This is a genomic window from Rhodococcus sp. NCIMB 12038, from assembly GCF_002165735.1.
Taxonomy (GTDB): domain Bacteria; phylum Actinomycetota; class Actinomycetes; order Mycobacteriales; family Mycobacteriaceae; genus Rhodococcus_F.
The window spans coordinates 400396-417195 of the sequence record NZ_NHML01000005.1; the positions used below are offsets into that span (position 1 = coordinate 400396).

Sequence of the window (16800 nt, forward strand, 5' to 3'; positions counted from 1 at the left end):
TCGGTCAAGGCTATCGGTACTGCGGCCCGGGGGTCACACTCACGTGACGCTGCGCGGCCGGGCGATCACTGCCGATCGGCTCCGCCGACCGCCTCGTCCACGAAAGGCCCCAGAAGAGCGCCCAGATCCTCGGCGACGTTGGCCTCGGATTCGGGTGGCATCGAGATGTAACTCATAGCGAGACGCACGATGGCGCGGCTGAGGATCCCCGCGTCCGACGGGTTCGCCCGCACCCAGCCCCGCTGGAACACCTCGGAGAGCCGCGTCGACGCCCGCTCGATGATCGGCGCGCTCTCGGTCGTGATCAGCCGCAGCAGGTCGGGCTTGGTCTCGCCGCGCAGAAGTGACTGCACCAGAGGGTCGGACAGGCTGGCCGCGAAGAACGCGGTGAAACCGGCGAGCAGCGCGGCGCGGCCCTGCCCGACATTCGTCACCAGCGCCTCGTCGACCGCGTCGACCAGTTCGTCGGCGAGCCGGAGGGCGTACGCCTCCGCCAGGCCCTGCCGGGACTTGAACTCGTTGTAGAGCGTCTGCCTGCTCACCCCGGCGCCGGCCGCGACATCCGACATCGTGATGTCGGACCAGTCCTTCTCGAAGAGGAGATCCCGCATCGCGTCCAGCACCGACTGACGCAGCAGCAGCCGCGCAGCCTCCTGATAGGGCACCCGGACACGCGACGAAGTCATGGCGACGACCTTAGTGCCCCGCTTTCGCCGCACCGTAATCCGGGCGGCTCCGGTCGTCCGGGACGTCGTCCCAACGAATTCCGGCGCCGCGCCACCGCGAGGCACCGAAACCCCCTGCGCCCCAGCCGGACACCCTCCGGCGTGTCAGACCTCGCCGCGGCTGCGCCGCACCGTGTCAGACCTCCCCGCGGCTGCGCCGCTCCATCATGGAGTGACGGCGACTGTAGGCGAAGTAGATGATCACACCGATCACCATCCACACGACGAACCGGATCCACGTCTCGACGGACAGGTTGACCATCAGCCACAGGCAGGCGAGAACCGCGAGGATGGGCACCACCGGCACGAACGGGACCCGGAACCCGCGGGGCAGGTCCGGGCGGGTACGGCGCAGCACGATCACGCCGATCGACACGAGAGAGAACGCGAACAGCGTTCCGATGTTCACCATTTCCTCGAGGGTGCCGATCGGGAAGACGCCCGCCAGCACGGCGACGACGACACCGACCAGCACGGTGATCCGGACGGGGGTGCCGTGCTTGCCGGTCGGCGCCAGCCGCCTCGGCATCAGCCCGTCCCGGGACATGGCGAACAGCACACGGGTCTGCCCGAGCATCAGCACCATCACCACGGTGGTCAGTCCGGCGAGTGCACCGAACGAGATCAGGTTCTTCGCCCACGTGATCCCGTGGATGCCGAAGGCGGTGGCCAGATTGGAACTGTCCCCGGCCAATTCGTGGTAGTCGACCATGCCGGTGAGCACGAGCGTCACCGCCACGTACAGGATCGTCACGATCAGCAGCGATCCCAGGATTCCGCGGGGCAGTGCCTTCTGCGGATCCTTCGTCTCCTCGGCGGTCGTGGCGACGATGTCGAACCCGATGAACGCGAAGAACACCAGGCTGGCCGCCGCGAGCAGTCCGTACCAGCCGAACGTGCTGCCGCCCGCGCCCGTGACGTAGGAGAACAGAGACTGGTGGATGCCCTCGCCCGTGCTGCCCGCCTCGGACGGCGGAATGTACGGCGAGTAGTTGTCGGGGTCGATGTAGAACGCGCCGACGACCACGACGACCAGCACCACGGCCACCTTGATCGAGGTGATCACGAGTGAGACGCGCGACGACAGCTTGGTGCCCGTCGCCAGCACGACGGTGATGATCGCGACGATGAGGACCGCGCCCCAGTCGAATTTGACGGAGCCGATCTGCGCGATCGGCGAATGGTTGCCGATCACCTCACCGAGATACAGCGACCAGCCTTTCGCCACGACCGACGCGGCGAGCGCGAATTCGAGGATGAGGTCCCAGCCGATGATCCACGCGACCAGTTCACCGAACGTCGCGTAGGAGAACGTGTACGCGCTGCCCGCGACCGGAACGGTCGAGGCGAACTCCGCGTAGCAGAGCGCGGCGAGCCCGCACGCGATGGCGGCGATGACGAACGCCGCCGACACCGACGGACCCGCGACGTTGCCCGCGGTGCGCGCAGTGAGTGTGAAGATGCCGGCGCCGATGACGACGGCGACACCGAAGACGGTCAGGTCCCACGCCGTCAGATCCTTGCGGAGTTTGGTCTCCGGTTCGTCGGTGTCGCGGATCGACTGCTCGATCGACTTGGTGCGGAACAATCCGGTCGGCCTGCCGCCGAGATCCGGTTCTCCGCTGCCTTTGTCCTGGATGGCCACATCAGCCTCCTCAATCGAAAGTTGCCGTTCAGCCTATGCCTTCGGTTGCCCGGAACAGGTCGGGTTCGATGTAGATGCGGCGAGCCGCCGGGACGGCGCCCCGCACCCTCGCCTCGGCCTCGTCGATGGCCTCGGCGATCGCGCCGATGTCGGAACCGGGGGCCATCGCCACTTTCGCCGCCACGAGGATTTCCTCGGGTCCGAGGTACTGGGTCTTGCAGTGGATGACGCGCTCGATCTTCTCGCCGTCGGCGAGGGCGGCGAGAATTTTCGCCTCCTCGTCGGCGGTGGCGCCTTCACCGATGAGCAGGCTCTGCATCTCGACGATGAGGATGATCGCGATGACGCCGAGGAGGGCGCCGATGCAGAGGGTGCCGACCCCGTCCCACACCGGATCGCCGGTGAGCATCGTCAGTCCGACACCGCCGAGCGCGAGGACGAGACCGACCAGTGCGCCGGTGTCCTCGAGCAGCACGACGGGGAGTTCGGGGCTGCGCGACGTGCGGATGAATCCCCACCAGCTCGCCTGCCCCTTGAGTGGACGCGACTCCCGCACAGCGGTGAGGAAGCTGAACCCCTCGAGCGCGATGGCGATCACCAGGATCACCACCGCCACCAGTGGCGACGACAGTTCCTCGGGATGCTGGATCTTGTGGATGCCCTCGTAGATCGCGAACAGCGAACCGAGGCTGAACAACACGAGTGCGACGACGAACGAGTAGAAGTAGCGGCTGCGCCCGTAACCGAACTGGTGCAGATCGTCCGCGGCGCGTTCGGCCTTCTTCTGGCCGAGCAGGAGCAGGCCCTGATTGGAGGTATCGGCCACCGAGTGCACGGATTCCGCCAGCATGGACGACGAGCCGGTGATCAGGAAGCCGGCGAACTTGGCTACCGCGATACCGGCATTGGCGCCGAGCGCGGCGAGAATCGCCTTCTTTCCCCCATGAGCCGACAACTGACTTCTCCTCTCGGTCGCACACGGCCCTCACGACGGGCCGCGGAGCCCTTCTCGGATCGCAGGGCGGCTCACAGGCTACGCGATCGGGGAGCCGACCCTCGCACTGAACAACTGGGCGCACTCGGTGCCCGCAGTCACCACCACTTCGGGGTCCTCGGCCGCGATCCAGACGGCGTTTCCCTGGGAGAGTTCGAGGCCGTCGGTTCCGCACCGCACCGACACCGAACCCGAGGTGCACAGCAGAATGTGCGGCCCCTCCGAGTCGAGCCGGTGCTCCGTCGGGCCGTCCGGTGACAGGTCGATCCGCGCGAGGACGAATTCCGGCGCAGGCGTCGAGTACACGAATTCGCCCCCGCCCGGTCGCTCCTGCGCCTCCAGGATCGGAATGTCGACCGTGTCGAAGTCGAGGACCCGCAGCAACTCCGGAACGTCCACATGCTTCGGCGTGAGTCCCCCGCGCAGCACGTTGTCGGAGTTGGCCATGATCTCGACCGCCATCCCATGTAGGTAGGCGTGGAGGTTGCCGGCGTCGAGGTACAGGCCCTGCCCCGGTTCGAGGGTGACCCGGTTCAGCAGGAGTGCGGCAAGCACACCCGCATCCCCCGGGTACACCTCGCTCAGTTCGAGGGCGGTGCGGACCTCCGCCGCGAATTCACCGTCCTTGGTGTTCGACAGGTAGTCGACGCATCCGTCGAGCACCCTCGGCATCAGCGCACCGAGCACGGGCTGCGGCAACGTGATCCACGTCGTGAACAGTGCGCGGAGTCCGTCCGAGTCGGGTTGGCCGGCGATCAGGCCGGCGTACGGCTGCAGTTCCGGAACGGCGATCGCCTCGAGCAGTTTGACCGTGCGCTGAGGGTCCCGGAAACCGGCGAGCGCGTGGAACCTGCTGAGAGCCACGACGAGTTCGGGTTTGTGGCTGGCGTCCTTGTAGTTGCGCACGGAGGACTCGAGGGGGATTCCCATCTCGTTCTCCCGGGCGAATCCCTCCCACGCCTGCTCGGCGCTCGGGTGCGCCTGCAACGACAGCGGTTCCTCCGACGCGAGCAACTTCAGGAGGAACGGGAGGCGGTCGCCGAACGCCTCGACACTGCGCTTCCCGAGCTGGCGTTCGGGCTCCGAGTGCACCAGGTCGAGAAGGGACCGGGGCCCCTCGTCGGTGATGACGCGGGCCGGGTCACCGGGGTGCGCGCCCAGCCACAGCTCCGCCTCCGGGTGTGCCGTGGGAACCGGAAGTCCGCGCAGCTGTGCGATGGCGGTACGCGATCCCCACGCGTAGGACCGGAGCGCACCTTCGAGTCGGTGCACTAGATACCGCCGATCAGCTGTAGATACGCGGCAGTCATGTCGAGCCTGCCGACCAGGACCGCTGCCTGTTCCAATTCGGGGCGCTGCGCGGGGACCTGTCCCTCGTCGGACGACGCGACGACGAGGTCGACGTCGCCGAGGACCGCGATCCGGCGTTCGACGAGCATCCGATCGGCATCGGCCGACAGCACGAAGGTGCGTACCGGGCTCGCCGGCGGCGGACCGTCCAGTTCGGGGTCGTGGAAGATCGAGTCGTGCGCGGAGAGCGCCTGGTCGACGCGGAACGTGCCCGCCGCGCTCAGCACGTCCGGAAGCTCCGACGCCGTCGCCACGCGGCCGGCGTGCAACAGCGCCTCGGCGCCGTGCCGGGCCAACTCCACCGTGCTCTCGGTATCTCCCGTCAGCACGATGCGGCGTCCCTGCATGCGGGAGGCCAGTGATTTCGCGGGGTTGTGGAACACCTCGCTGTCCGGCCGGTCGCGGAGCGCCTCACCGTCGACCGCGTCGGCGAGTTGCTCGAGGTCGGGAACCTCGTCGCCCCAGCGTTCCGAACCGACCACCCGCAGGACGGCCAGCAGAACCGCGAAGTACCGCAGCAGACCGTGCCGGGTCAGTGCCCGGACGCGCGGCGCGAACATGACGACGCGTCCGGCCCCTGCCGCCTGCAAGGGTCCTTCGTCCGGTGCCGCGACCACCACTTCGGCGCCGCGGCGCACCGCCGCGTCGATTGCCTGCACGAGCCGGGGGTCGCCCGCGTCGTCGCCGGCCACCACGACCACGTCGAGCGGGCCCACCCAGACGGGGGTCCGGGTGGCGCGCACCAGCGGGAATCCGATCCGTTCGGCGAGGACCGCCGTCAGGATCCCGGCCCCGCGGCCGGCCCGCCCCGCGCCGGTCACCACCACCACGCTGCGCGGACGCAGCCCCTGCAGTCGTTCGAGAGCCCCCTCCTCGACCGCGGACCGGGTGGCCCGGATCTGGGCACCCCCCATTGCGGCGGAACGCAGTACGCCCTCGGTGTCCGCGGAAACCAGTGCGTCCCCGTCGTCCAGATCGAGCAGGGGCGTCGGCGCTGTCATGACACCGCACCCCCTTTCCTCATCAGTGCAAGCCACATTCGCAGCACGAGCAGAACCTTGTCATTCCAACTATGGCAGTCAGGCTCGGACGATGCCCAATATCTCGGTAACGAGTGCATCTACGTCTGCCGTCGTGGGCGCTTCGACGTTGAGTCGCAGCAGCGGTTCGGTGTTGGAGGCGCGCAGGTTGAACCACGCGTCGCCCTGCAATTCGACCGTGACCCCGTCTAGCCGGTCGACGCCCGCGGTGCGATCGGCGAACGCCGCCACCACCGCGTCGGTCCGCTCGGCGGCGTCCGCGACCGTCGAATTGATCTCCCCCGACGCCGCGTACCGCTCGTACTTGGCCATCAGTTCGGACAGCGGACGGTCCTGCTCCCCCAGCGCGGCGAGGACGTGCAGCCCGGCGAGCATGCCGGAGTCGGCGCCCCAGAAATCGCGGAAGTAGTAGTGCGCGGAGTGCTCGCCACCGAAGATCGCACCCGTCTCGGCCATCTGCTGCTTGATGAACGAATGCCCGACCCGGGTGCGCACCGGGTGTCCACCCAGTTCGGTGACCAGTTCCGGCACGGCGCGGGATGTGATGAGGTTGTGGATGACGGTGGCGCCCGGCTCCTTGGCCAGCTCACGCTCGGCGACGAGGGCCGTCACCGCGGACGGCGACACCGGGTTGCCGAGCTCGTCGACCACGAAGCAGCGGTCGGCGTCGCCGTCGAAGGCCAGACCGATGTCGGCGCCGGTCTCCCGGACGTACCGCTGCAGGTCCACCAGGTTCGCCGGGTCGAGCGGATTCGCCTCGTGGTTCGGGAACGTGCCGTCGAGCTCGAAGTACAGCGGCTGCAGCTTCACCGGCATCGGCTCGAACACCGCGGGGACGGTGTGCCCGCCCATGCCGTTGCCCGCGTCCACGGCCACCGTCAGCGGCCGGAGGTCGGACAGGTTCACCAGGCCGCGGACGAAACTCGCGTACTGATCGAGCACGTCCTCCTCGGACACCTCGCCCGCGGCGCCGTCGTACGCGGGAACCCCGTCGACGACCTCCGCGGCGATCGCGGCGAGGCCCGTCTCCTGCCCCACCGGCTTGGCGCCCGCGCGGCAGAGCTTGATGCCGTTGTACTTCGCCGGATTGTGGCTCGCGGTGAACATCGCACCCGGGCAGTCGAACAGCCCCGAAGCGAAATACAGCTGATCGGTGGACGCGAGTCCGATGAGCACGACGTCCAGGCCCTGTGCGGTGACGCCGTCGGCGAACGCGCGGGCGAGTTCCGGGGACGACGCACGCATGTCGTAACCGATCACGACCTTCGTGGCGCTCTCCTCGCGGACGAGTCGTGCGAATGCGCCACCCACGTCCTGCACGAACGCGGCGTCGATGAGTTCACCGACGACACCCCGCACGTCGTAAGCCTTGATCACGGCATGTACGGACTCGGCTGATCGCGCCACTTCTGTTTTCTCCTTTACGAGCACCAGTGCTGGCGCAAGCCTAATGCCTGCCCGTCGCGGGCACGGCACTCCGCGGGCCGCAGGCCCGGGACGAGCTGGGACGTCAGTTGGCAGGGTCGGGAAGAACCCGCAGGTGGCCACGCCGCCCGGTACGAGCCGGGCCGGGCGAGGTGCCGGTTTCGGCGCGCTCCTCGGTGGAGACGGCTCGCTCGGACCGTCCACGATCGCCGAGACCCGCCTCGCGCACGGCCTCCGCCAGCGCCGTCAGATCGTCCTCGTCCGGGGTGCTCGACGAAAAGCCACCCTCGTACCGAACCAGTTCCCAGCCCTTGGGTGCGGTGATCCTCGACGCGTGAGTTTCGCACAGATCCCACGAGTGCGGTTCGTCGACAGTCGCGAGCGGGCCGACGACGGCGGTGGAGTCCGAGTAGACGTACGTGAGCGTCGCGACAGCGGGGTTCTTGCACCCGGGGCGGCAGCATCGACGCAGAGATCTCACAGCTAGAAAGCCTAGCCCCACGAAGGCCCCACACCTACTCGGACACACCGACAGTGTCCGGCTGTCGTAATGTCCACTCCATGTCCAGTGCACGACGCAGGCGTCCCGTCACCACCCGATCCGTCGACCGACGGGGACGTGGGATCCGCGGGTCCGTGTTCCCCCCGGACGCGCCGGCGCGACGCAGCCGCGCTGAGAAATTCGATCTGGTGGTTCTGGAGGCGTTCGCACCGATCGACTCACGGTGGCGTGAACGCCTCACGAAGTTGGACATCGCCGTCGACGAAGTCCCGAAGATTCATGCGCTCGACCCGGATTCGGTGAACTGGCCCGCGGAGGTCGTGGCGGACGGACCCGTGCCGCTGTCCCGGTTGATCCCGGCAGGCATCGACCGGCACGGATCCACGACGCGGGCGCGAGTCGTCCTGTTCCGGCGACCGCTGGAACAGCGCGCCAAGGATCCGGACGATCTCACCGACCTGGTGCACGACGTGCTCGTACAGCAGGTGAGTACGTACCTCGGAGTCGAACCCGAGGTCATCGACCCGGATCTGCCGGGCGATGAGGACTGACTAGACGATCCCCCGCTTCAGGCGCCGGCGCTCACGCTCCGACAGGCCACCCCAGATACCGAACCGCTCGTCGTTGGCCAGTGCGTAGTCGAGGCATTCGTCCCGCACCTCGCAGCCGAGGCAGATGCGCTTCGCTTCTCTGGTGGATCCTCCCTTTTCGGGGAAGAAGGCCTCAGGGTCGGTCTGCGCGCACAGCGCGCGTTCCTGCCACTGATCCTCGATGGTGTCGAACAATTCGTCGAAACCGGTCACCAGACTCAACGCCGGGCGGGGGCCCGCCGTCTCGACTTCCTGCGCGACGAGTTCCGGCACAGGAATTTCTTTCACACTGCTTTCTTGCACAGTGCTTTGTTCAACGCTGCTTCGTTCAACGCTGATTTGTTGCACACCGTCTTCTTGCACACAGACTTCTTGAACACAGACGCCGTCCGCTGCGCCTGCTTCGGAATTGGTCTGCGGTTCGTCGCTTACTGTGCTCCAGCGAGTCTCCGACTCGAGCTGCTCATTGGGCATCGTTCCGCCTCCTCACCTGTGATAGCGCAGAAAATTTCGATTGATCATGTACCCCGAACCGAACACCCCTGCCACCCCGTTCGAACAACCGTTCGAATTGATCCCCGCTGCAAGTGATTCCACGTCCGCAACGTTGGAATGACATATTTGTGATTAGACACGCCCAGCGTGTCGCGGTCAAGCTAACCGCAGAAAGTCGATTACTATTTCGCGCTCTCGAATCGCCTTGGGGAAGCAGCCCACCGGACGCCGACGGGCACCGCCTAGGCTTACACCGTGAACGTGACTGTATTGGTTGGCGGGGTCGGTGGGGCCCGGTTCCTGCAAGGGGTGCGGCGGCTTCTCGGTGCCGATGCACCGGACGGTGCGGGTTCGGGTTCGGATTCTGCGCATCGGATCACGGCGGTGGTCAATGTCGGTGACGATGTGTGGATGCACGGGTTGCGGATCTGCCCGGACCTGGANACCTGCATGTACACCCTCGGCGACGGCATCGACACCGCCCGGGGNTGGGGGCATGCCGGTGAAACCTGGAACGCGAAGGAGGAACTCGCCGCGTACGGGGCGAAGCCGGANTGGTTCGGGCTCGGCGACCGGGACATCGCGACNCANCTGATCCGCACNCAGATGCTGCGGACGGGGTATCCGTTGTCGGCGGTCACCGAGGCGNTGTGCAACCGCTGGCAGCCGGGTGTGACGTTGCTGCCGGTCACCGACGATCGTAGTGAAACTCACGTGGTGATCACCGACCCGGAGGACGGGGAGCAGCGGGCGATCCACTTCCAGGAGTGGTGGGTTCGGCACCGCGCGCAGGTCCCGACGCACAGTTTCGCGCACATCGGCGCCGAGCAGGCGTCNCCGGCGCCGGGGGTGCTCGAGGCGATCGAGGGCGCCGACNTCGTGCTGNTGGCGCCGTCGAATCCGGTGGTCAGCGTCGGCGCGATCCTGGCGGTGCCGGGGATCCGGGGGGCNTTGCGCACNACCACCGCGAAGGTCGTCGGGATCTCCCCGATCATCGGCGGGAAACCGTTGCGCGGCATGGCCGACGAATGTTTGGACGTGATCGGGGTGGACACCTCCGCGGAGGCGATCGGGCGTTGGTACGGGGCACGCAGCGGGACGGGGATCCTCGACGGGTGGCTGGTCCACGACACCGACATCGCCGACGTCCCCGGGGTGGCGGTGCGGGCGGTGCCGCTGCTGATGACCGACACCGGCACGACCGCAGACATGGTCCGCGCCGCACTCGACCTGATGGGGGCCCCGCTATGACAGAGTCGGCGCAACAGACCGATCACGCGCCCGGCGGCGCGATCGAAATCCGCCCCGTCGCGGGTCTGCCCGAGTTCCGGCCCGGCGACGACCTGGCCGCCGCGATTGTCGCCGCCGCACCGTGGCTCGAGGACGACGACGTTCTCGTGGTCACCAGCAAGGTGGTGTCCAAGGTGGAGGGCCGAATTGTAACCTCTCCCAACGATCCCGATGCCCGCGAAGACGCTCGGCGCCGACTCGCCGACCAGGAAGCCGTCCGGGTCGTAGCTCGCAGGGGCCATATCGTCATCACCGAAAATCGGCTCGGCATCGTCCAGGCCGCGTCCGGGATCGACGGATCGAACGTCGACGGCGCCGAACTTGCTCTGCTGCCGGAGGACCCGGATCGCAGCGCCCGAACCCTCCGCGACGCCGTAAAGGTCGCGCTGGGGGTCACGGTCGGGGTCGTCGTCACCGACACGATGGGGCGGGCGTGGCGCAACGGGCAGATCGACGCCGCGATCGGTGCGGCCGGGTTGCCGGTGCTGCACGGGTACGCCGGNGCCCGGGACTCNCAGGGCAACGAACTGGTGGTNACNGAGGTCGCGGTCGCCGACGAGATCGCCGCCGCCGGGGATCTGGTGAAGGGCAAACTCGGTGGGGTGCCGGTCGCGGTGGTCCGCGGTCTGGGCCTGNNCGACGACGGGTCACGGGCNCGGGACCTGATCCGGGCCGGGGAGGAGGACCTGTTCTGGCTCGGNACCGCCGAATCGGTGGAGCGGGGGCGGGCGGAGGCGGTGCTGCTGCGCCGCTCGATCCGGGACTTCGCCGACGATCCGGTCGATCCGGTCGCGGTGCGGGCGTCGATCGCCGAGGCGTTGACCGCCCCGGCGCCGCATCACACCCGGCCGGTGCGGTTCGTGTGGGTCCGCACCCGGGCGGTGCGCGAGGAATTGTTGTCGGCGATGCGGGAGCGGTGGCGGGCCGACCTGACCGCCGACGGCATGAACGCCGAGGCGGTGGCGGCGCGGGTGGCGCGGGGGAACATCCTGTTCGACGCGCCGGAGGTGATCGTCCCGTTCTGTGTGCCCGACGGNGCGCACGCCTACCCNGATCCGCGGCGGCGGGCGGCGGAGGCGACGATGTTCACCGTCGCGGTCGGTGCGGCGGTGCAGGGGCTGNTGGTGTCGTTGGCGACCAAGGGAATCGGCAGTTGCTGGATCGGTTCGACGATCTTCGCCGCCGACACCGTGCGCGGGGTCCTCGGNCTGCCCGACGACTGGCANCCGCTCGGCGCGATCGCCGTCGGCTANCCCCTCGAACCACTCGAACCCCGCCGGCCCGTCGACCCCGGCGACGCCCTCATCGAGAAATGACCCGCACGCCATGCGGCGCCCGAACCAGGCACGAGCCTCGTGCGCCGCGCACGCACACGCTGATCGATTGCGACGACACGCTGACGTGGGTCGTCGATACCGAAAGGGAATGAGTAGAGAATGACCATTGTGTCCGAACCCACCGCATCGCAGAAGGTCGAGCTGACCGACGAGGAGATTTTCGCCGGCCATGTCGGGGGAAAGCTGTCCGTGGAGTTGACGACCCCGCTGGACAATCAACGCGACCTGTCCATCGCCTACACCCCGGGTGTCGCGCAGGTGTCCCGCGCGATCGCCGCCGACGAGACCCTCGCCGACCGCTACACCTGGACCAGTCGCCTGGTGGTCGTCGTCTCCGACGGCTCCGCGGTCCTCGGCCTCGGTGACATCGGCCCCCGCGCCTCCCTTCCCGTGATGGAAGGCAAGTCCGCCCTGTTCAAGAACTTCGCCGGCCTGAACTCGATCCCGCTGGTCCTCGACACCAAGGACCCCGACGAGATCGTCGAAACCCTGATCCGGCTGCGCCCGAGCTTCGGAGCCGTCAACCTCGAAGACATCTCCGCACCCCGTTGCTTCGAGATCGAACGACGGGTCATCGAGGCCCTGGACTGCCCGGTCATGCACGACGACCAGCACGGCACCGCCATCGTCGTCCTCGCCGCCCTCAAGGGAGCGGTCAAGGTCCAGGACCGCGACCTCCACGACCTGCGGGTCGTCATCTCCGGTGCCGGCGCCGCCGGTGTCGCCTGCGCGAACATCCTGCTCGCCGCGGGCATCGCGGACGTGACGGTGCTGGATTCGAAGGGCGTCGTGTCCGAGGATCGTCAGGATTTGAACGCGGCAAAGGTGGACCTGGCCGGACGCACCAACCCGGCCGCCCGCCGCGGCGGTGTCGTCGAAGCCCTCGACGGTGCGGATGTGTTCCTCGGGGTGTCCGCGGGCACCGTCCCGGAGGAGCTGATCGCGACGATGGCGGAGAACTCCATCGTGTTCGCGCTGTCGAACCCGGACCCGGAGATCCACCCCGACATCGCCCGCAAGCACGCGGCGATCGTCGCCACCGGCCGCAGCGATTTCCCGAACCAGATCAACAATGTGCTCGCCTTCCCCGGTGTGTTCAAGGGCGCGCTCGACGCCGGCGCCCGCCGCATCACCGAAGGCATGAAGCTCGCCGCCGCCGAGGCGATCCTCTCGGTCGTCGGTGACGAGCTGGCTGTGGACAAGATCGTTCCCAGCCCGCTCGATCCTCGCGTCGCCCCCGCTGTCGCGGAGGCAGTCGCAGCCGCAGCGCGGGCGGACCATGTCACCACATGGCACTGACGACTGTCTCCGTATGTCACGATCGACCGACAGCGGATCCGGCCCGCTGGCGCGAATCAGCCAGCTGCACTTCGGTGGGCGACTATTTCTTCTTCGCTCCGGAGAGCGAAACAGACCACGCCCGCTACCTCCGAGAAGACATCGCCCGCGGCATCTGCGGAGGCTGCGCCGCCCGCCACCACTGTCGCCGGTACTCGCTCGAGACCGCACAGCCGTACGGCGTGTGGGGAGGCTTGACCGAATGGGAACGCAAAGAGATCCTCGAGCGATCCAGCGCATCGTGACGATGGCGACCGGGCCGGGTGACGCGCGTGAACGCCGAATCAGGTGCGTCACCCACCGGCGCGCGGGCTCGGACTCAGACGCCCGCCGCCGAGACGAGCTCCCGAATCTCGAGAGCTTTGTCCAGCATCTGACGTGTGTCCCGCCACCAGTCCTGCAGGTGCAGGTCGAGGATCAACTCGTCTGCGCCCGCACTTGCCACGGAAGCGATGTCGTCGAGGATCTGCGTGGTTGTGCCCGAAAAGCCGATCCGATCGTCGCCGAGCGGAGTCTCGGAAAACGCGACGTTCCCCACGACGATCATTTCCATCTCGGATGGGTCCCGCCCCGCGGCGGCCGCGGACTGGCGGATCACGTCCCACCCCGTGCGAAGCTTGTCAGCACCGGCGGCGCCAGGCGTCGGGAAGAGCGGCATCCAGCCGTCGGAACGTCGGGCAATCCGTTCCAGCACACGTATATTGGGACCTCCTGCCGAGCTGACATCGACATCGCCGGCCAAGATGACGGGGATCGGCGACGCCGGCTTCGGCAGGACGTAGGCGTTGTCGATGAGCGTGTGGGGCCCGCGGTAGTTCACTGGATCCGGACCCCAGGCTGCGTCGAAGACGTCGAGGGTCTCGTCGAGGAGCCGGCCGCGGTCGGACTTGGCCATGCCGACCGCCTCGAACTCGTCTACTGCCCAGCCAATTCCCAACCCCGCGACCCCACGCCCGCCACTGATCTGGTCGAGCGTCGCGAATCTCTTCGCAAGTTGGAGAGGCTGATGAAGGCCGGCAACTATCACGCTGGTGCCCAATCGGACTCGCTCCGTTACCACTGCTGCGGCAGTGAGGACGATCAGCGGGTCAGCCGCTTGCCGATACGCGGACGGCCACGGCGCGCCCGGAGTGAAGGAATCGCGGGGCGCCACCGGAAACAACAGTCTCTCCCAGGCCCAGACACTGTCGAACCCGGCACGTTCGGCAGCTCTGGCTACTTCCGTGACGTCGTGACGCAAATCAGTGCCGATCCGCTGGGGCAGTCGAAGTCCAAGTCTCATGAGTCAAGAGTGAACGATCGTCGTCCTGGTACAAGGAGTGAATTTATCCTGGTATTCGCGCCACCTGGATCGTCGCCGTCCCAGGTTCGGCTTCCATGAAGAATGTGAACGCACGTCCCGAAGTCCGTGCCCGTCGCGGCGAGTTCGGCGCTTTCCTGAAGAGTCGGCGCGCCCGCATCACGCCGGAGCAGGTCGGGCTGCCGACCGGGGGGCGCCGCCGGACGCCGGGACTGCGACGCGAGGAGATTGCCCAACTGGCCGGCGTCGGAGTCACTTGGTACACGTGGCTCGAACAGGGTCGAGACATCAAGGCATCCGAACAAGTACTTGCGGCGATATCGCGGACGCTACGGCTGGATCTGCACGAGCACGCGCACCTGTTGACGCTGGCGGGCGTGACAGAACCGTCGAGCGCGACGGAGTGCAAGGCCGTCACGCCTTCGATGAAGGCAGTGATGGCCAAGCTCGACCCCTATCCGGTGATAGTGAGCAATGCGCGCTACGACATCCTTGCCTATAACCGGAGCTACTGCTGGCTGATGGGCGACCTGGACGCAATTCCGTTCTGGGAGCGAAATCTTCTCGTCCAAAGCCTGCTCAACCCTGAGTGGCGGGCGCGCACCGTCGGCTGGGAGGAGCACGTTCCCCGTATGGTGGCAGGCTTCCGCGCCGCGTGGGCGGAGCACCTCGGCGAGCCGCCGTGGAAAATCTTGGTGACGCGACTGACTGCCGAGTCGCCCACGTTCGAGCAGCTGTGGAAGCGATGCGACGTGACCCGCGAGCCCGTCACTGATCGGCGCTTCGAGCACCCCACTGCCGGGCCGCTGACGTTCCACGTGGCCCACCTGAACGTCGGCGTTCGTTCGGAGATCACGATGTCCACCTTCACACCAGCCGACGAGAACACGGCGTCGAAGCTGCCGACCGCGGCCTGCCGGCGATGATTTTGGTGTCGCGGCGGTGTCAGTATTCGTATGAGAACACTCGCGATCACCCAGAACATCACCCTCGACGGCTCGATCGAGATGCTCGGCGACTGGTTCGACCCGGCGGACCAGGATCCGCAGTTACTGGAGGCGACCAACCGGCAGTCCGAGCGCGCGGACGCCATGTTGCTGGGCCGGCAGACGTTCGAGGACTTCCGCAGCTACTGGCCACACCAGACCGACGACCGGACCGGCATCACCGATGAGCTGAATCAGATTCAAAAGTACGTCGTCTCGTCGACCATGTCCGACCCCGAGTGGAGGAACTCGACCGTGCTCACGGGCGACTGGATCGCCCAGGTGGGGGCCTTGAAGGGGCGGGAGGGCCGCGACATCATCGTCACGGGCAGCATCACGCTGACCCATGCCCTGATCAAGTCCGGCCTGGTCGACGAGTACCGGCTCTTTGTATACCCCATCGTCCAGGGTCGGGGACGACGGCTGTTCCCCGACGGGTACGAGACGCCGAGGCTACAGCTGGTCGAGGTCCGCGGCTTCCAGAACGGCGTCTCCCTGCTGCACTACACCGTCTGAGGACTCCACCGAGGCCAACCGGTGAACGACGGGTTGCCGATGAGTGACCCAGCCGGAACCTTCCCAACGTCAGGTCGAGGACCGATAGGCGTCGGCTCGGTGGGATATCGCAGTGACCTCGACAGTGCGGTCCGCGTCGTTGATCAGATACAGCACCCTGTACGTACCCCGCCGGGCGCTATAAGCCGGCGAAAGTGGTGGATCCAGCGGTTTGCCCACCCGCCTCGGATTCTCCAAGAGCGGACCCGTCACGAATTCGTACACCGCAGTTGCAACCTTCTCCGGCAATGATGTCGCCAGCGCCCGCGCAGCTGACCGCGCCACCACCAACCGATACCGATCGTTTGGCTCGCTCACTCCTCGGACGACCGAGCATCGCGCATCAGCCGCGCCAACTCCTGCGCATCGACCACATCCCCGCCCTCGACCTCGACCGTGCCGGCGAGATGCGCCGCCAGCAGATCCGTATCCGACAGCACCGCGATCGTCTCCCGCAACGCGTCGTAGTCGTCGGCACCCAGCAGAACCGCGGCGCGGTGTCCGTTGCGGGTGATCTCGAATCGCTCATGGGTGCGTTCGGCCTCATCGACCAGCCGTGACAGCTGCGCCCGGGCGTCGGCAACAGGAAGAGTCGTCATGTACATAATTCTAGCCTAGATATGGGAACATTCACGGGGTTGGTGTGGGCGGCGGCGCTCCCGGCCGTTGCGTCTCGGCTCCAGCCGCCACCGCTACCGCTCCGCGTCAGCAGGAGCTGTGGTGGTGGTGGTGATCGTCGGTGTGGGTCTCTTCGTCCGCGTCGGTAGCTCTGGTGGTGGTGGCAGCAACCAGGTGGTGGTCGGCTCGGTCGTCCGTGTCACGGGGAGCACCTCGAACGTCGTCTGCACCACCATCGACGGGATCGGCCCGCACCGCAGACCGGCCACCTGGAAACCGCGGACGCCGCGGTTCGGCACCGACGTGCGGAAGTCCGCGACGCTGCCGACCTGACGGGTCTCGCCCAGGACGCGATCGCCGAACTCCACCGACCACGGTCCGCCGCACGTCGGAAGATTCGTCGCGTGGTACTGGATGCGGTCGCCCGGCTGCCCACTCGGCGGAGTGACGAAGAGGACCGGCCCCGCGGGATCGAGCATGCGCGCCGCCTCCCTGTCGGGTTCGCTCGACGCACCGCCGCCGGTGTGGACCGCGAGCAGCACCGCAATCGTCCCGACGAATGTCGTCGCCGCCAACCAGGGTGTCTGTCGCACCGGTCTCACCTCGCACC

Annotated in this window: 19 protein-coding genes; 7 read left to right on the plus strand and 12 right to left on the minus strand. The window is 67.5% G+C overall.

Going from position 1 to position 16800, the window contains the following annotated elements:
• Positions 1-65 precede the first annotated feature (65 nt).
• The 7 genes from CA951_RS10200 to CA951_RS10230 all read right to left on the minus strand — a co-directional run bounded on the left by CA951_RS10200 (position 66) and on the right by CA951_RS10230 (position 7660).
• Positions 66-686, minus strand: a complete 621-nt coding sequence (locus tag CA951_RS10200; RefSeq protein ID WP_087556702.1) for a TetR/AcrR family transcriptional regulator — start codon at positions 684-686, stop codon at positions 66-68.
• Positions 687-861: 175 nt separating this feature from the next.
• The gene (locus CA951_RS10205; protein WP_087556703.1) at positions 862-2370 is read right to left on the minus strand and encodes an amino acid permease; all 1509 of its coding nucleotides are present in this window, start codon (positions 2368-2370) and stop codon (positions 862-864) included.
• A 28-nt stretch (positions 2371-2398) separates the two neighbouring features.
• Complete coding sequence (locus CA951_RS10210; RefSeq protein WP_087556704.1) at positions 2399-3325, minus strand: cation diffusion facilitator family transporter; 927 nt, start codon at positions 3323-3325, stop codon at positions 2399-2401.
• Between the two features lie 78 nt (positions 3326-3403).
• Positions 3404-4636 carry a mannose-6-phosphate isomerase, class I gene (gene manA, locus CA951_RS10215; RefSeq protein ID WP_087556705.1) on the minus strand — a complete coding sequence of 411 codons (1233 nt, stop codon included), beginning with the start codon at positions 4634-4636 and terminating at the stop codon, positions 3404-3406.
• Entirely contained in the window at positions 4636-5715 is a 1080-nt protein-coding gene (locus CA951_RS10220) for a tobH protein (RefSeq protein ID WP_087556706.1), read from the minus strand. Before CA951_RS10220 ends, manA begins: the two co-directional genes overlap by 1 nt.
• 78 nt (positions 5716-5793) lie before the next feature.
• Positions 5794-7161, minus strand: coding sequence for a phosphomannomutase/phosphoglucomutase (locus CA951_RS10225; RefSeq protein ID WP_087556707.1), 1368 nt, complete (start codon positions 7159-7161; stop codon positions 5794-5796).
• 103 nt (positions 7162-7264) lie between these two features.
• Positions 7265-7660: a DUF3499 domain-containing protein gene (locus tag CA951_RS10230; RefSeq protein WP_087556708.1), complete on the minus strand. Its 396-nt coding sequence runs from the start codon at positions 7658-7660 to the stop codon at positions 7265-7267.
• 80 nt (positions 7661-7740) lie between these two features.
• On the opposite strand from CA951_RS10230, the gene CA951_RS10235 reads away from it, so the two are divergent.
• Positions 7741-8232, plus strand: a complete 492-nt coding sequence (locus CA951_RS10235) for a metallopeptidase family protein (RefSeq protein WP_087556709.1) — start codon at positions 7741-7743, stop codon at positions 8230-8232.
• Here the strand turns inward: CA951_RS10235 and CA951_RS10240 are convergent, their stop codons facing one another.
• On the minus strand, positions 8233-8493 hold the full coding sequence (locus CA951_RS10240) for a WhiB family transcriptional regulator (RefSeq protein ID WP_167372239.1): 261 nt from the start codon (positions 8491-8493) through the stop codon (positions 8233-8235). It lies immediately after the preceding gene.
• Positions 8494-9021: 528 nt separating this feature from the next.
• On the opposite strand from CA951_RS10240, the gene cofD reads away from it, so the two are divergent.
• The 4 genes from cofD to CA951_RS10260 all read left to right on the plus strand — a co-directional run bounded on the left by cofD (position 9022) and on the right by CA951_RS10260 (position 12976).
• The gene (gene cofD / locus CA951_RS10245) at positions 9022-10017 is read left to right on the plus strand and encodes a 2-phospho-L-lactate transferase (protein WP_087556710.1); all 996 of its coding nucleotides are present in this window, start codon (positions 9022-9024) and stop codon (positions 10015-10017) included.
• A complete protein-coding gene (locus tag CA951_RS10250; protein WP_087556711.1) occupies positions 10014-11372 on the plus strand; it encodes a coenzyme F420-0:L-glutamate ligase in 1359 nt (452 codons plus the stop codon). The genes cofD and CA951_RS10250 overlap by 4 nt, the downstream gene beginning before the upstream one ends.
• Positions 11373-11492: 120 nt before the next feature.
• On the plus strand, positions 11493-12692 hold the full coding sequence (locus CA951_RS10255) for an NADP-dependent malic enzyme (RefSeq protein ID WP_087556712.1): 1200 nt from the start codon (positions 11493-11495) through the stop codon (positions 12690-12692).
• Positions 12683-12976, plus strand: coding sequence for a WhiB family transcriptional regulator (locus CA951_RS10260; RefSeq protein ID WP_087556713.1), 294 nt, complete (start codon positions 12683-12685; stop codon positions 12974-12976). Before CA951_RS10255 ends, CA951_RS10260 begins: the two co-directional genes overlap by 10 nt.
• Positions 12977-13050: 74 nt before the next feature.
• Here CA951_RS10260 and CA951_RS10265 read toward each other — a convergent pair whose 3' ends face one another.
• Positions 13051-14013: an LLM class F420-dependent oxidoreductase gene (locus CA951_RS10265; RefSeq protein WP_087556714.1), complete on the minus strand. Its 963-nt coding sequence runs from the start codon at positions 14011-14013 to the stop codon at positions 13051-13053.
• A gap of 95 nt (positions 14014-14108) precedes the next feature.
• On the opposite strand from CA951_RS10265, the gene CA951_RS10270 reads away from it, so the two are divergent.
• Positions 14109-14957, plus strand: coding sequence for a helix-turn-helix transcriptional regulator (locus CA951_RS10270; RefSeq protein ID WP_087556715.1), 849 nt, complete (start codon positions 14109-14111; stop codon positions 14955-14957).
• 30 nt (positions 14958-14987) lie between these two features.
• Positions 14988-15533 carry a dihydrofolate reductase family protein gene (locus tag CA951_RS10275; protein WP_087556716.1) on the plus strand — a complete coding sequence of 182 codons (546 nt, stop codon included), beginning with the start codon at positions 14988-14990 and terminating at the stop codon, positions 15531-15533.
• A 69-nt stretch (positions 15534-15602) separates the two neighbouring features.
• Here CA951_RS10275 and CA951_RS10280 read toward each other — a convergent pair whose 3' ends face one another.
• The 3 genes from CA951_RS10280 to CA951_RS10290 all read right to left on the minus strand — a co-directional run bounded on the left by CA951_RS10280 (position 15603) and on the right by CA951_RS10290 (position 16783).
• A complete protein-coding gene (locus tag CA951_RS10280) occupies positions 15603-15890 on the minus strand; it encodes a type II toxin-antitoxin system RelE/ParE family toxin (protein ID WP_179220161.1) in 288 nt (95 codons plus the stop codon).
• Positions 15887-16177: a type II toxin-antitoxin system Phd/YefM family antitoxin gene (locus CA951_RS10285; RefSeq protein ID WP_087556717.1), complete on the minus strand. Its 291-nt coding sequence runs from the start codon at positions 16175-16177 to the stop codon at positions 15887-15889. Before CA951_RS10285 ends, CA951_RS10280 begins: the two co-directional genes overlap by 4 nt.
• A gap of 87 nt (positions 16178-16264) precedes the next feature.
• Positions 16265-16783 (minus strand): hypothetical protein, encoded by a 519-nt coding sequence (locus CA951_RS10290; RefSeq protein WP_087556718.1) that lies wholly within the window; start codon positions 16781-16783, stop codon positions 16265-16267.
• Between the last annotated feature and the right edge of the window lie 17 nt (positions 16784-16800).

Bases quoted from the DNA above. Each gene is read 5' to 3' on its own strand.
- CA951_RS10200 (WP_087556702.1), bottom strand. From the start codon at position 686: ATGACTTCGTCGCGTGTCCGGGTGCCCTATCAGGAGGCTGCGCGGCTG.
- CA951_RS10220 (WP_087556706.1), bottom strand. From the start codon at position 5,715: ATGACAGCGCCGACGCCCCTGCTCGATCTGGACGACGGGGACGCACTG.
- CA951_RS10235 (WP_087556709.1), top strand. From the start codon at position 7,741: ATGTCCAGTGCACGACGCAGGCGTCCCGTCACCACCCGATCCGTCGAC.
- CA951_RS10255 (WP_087556712.1), top strand. From the start codon at position 11,493: ATGACCATTGTGTCCGAACCCACCGCATCGCAGAAGGTCGAGCTGACC.
- CA951_RS10260 (WP_087556713.1), top strand. From the start codon at position 12,683: ATGGCACTGACGACTGTCTCCGTATGTCACGATCGACCGACAGCGGAT.
- CA951_RS10265 (WP_087556714.1), bottom strand. From the start codon at position 14,013: ATGAGACTTGGACTTCGACTGCCCCAGCGGATCGGCACTGATTTGCGT.
- CA951_RS10270 (WP_087556715.1), top strand. From the start codon at position 14,109: ATGAAGAATGTGAACGCACGTCCCGAAGTCCGTGCCCGTCGCGGCGAG.
- CA951_RS10275 (WP_087556716.1), top strand. From the start codon at position 14,988: ATGAGAACACTCGCGATCACCCAGAACATCACCCTCGACGGCTCGATC.
- CA951_RS10285 (WP_087556717.1), bottom strand. From the start codon at position 16,177: ATGTACATGACGACTCTTCCTGTTGCCGACGCCCGGGCGCAGCTGTCA.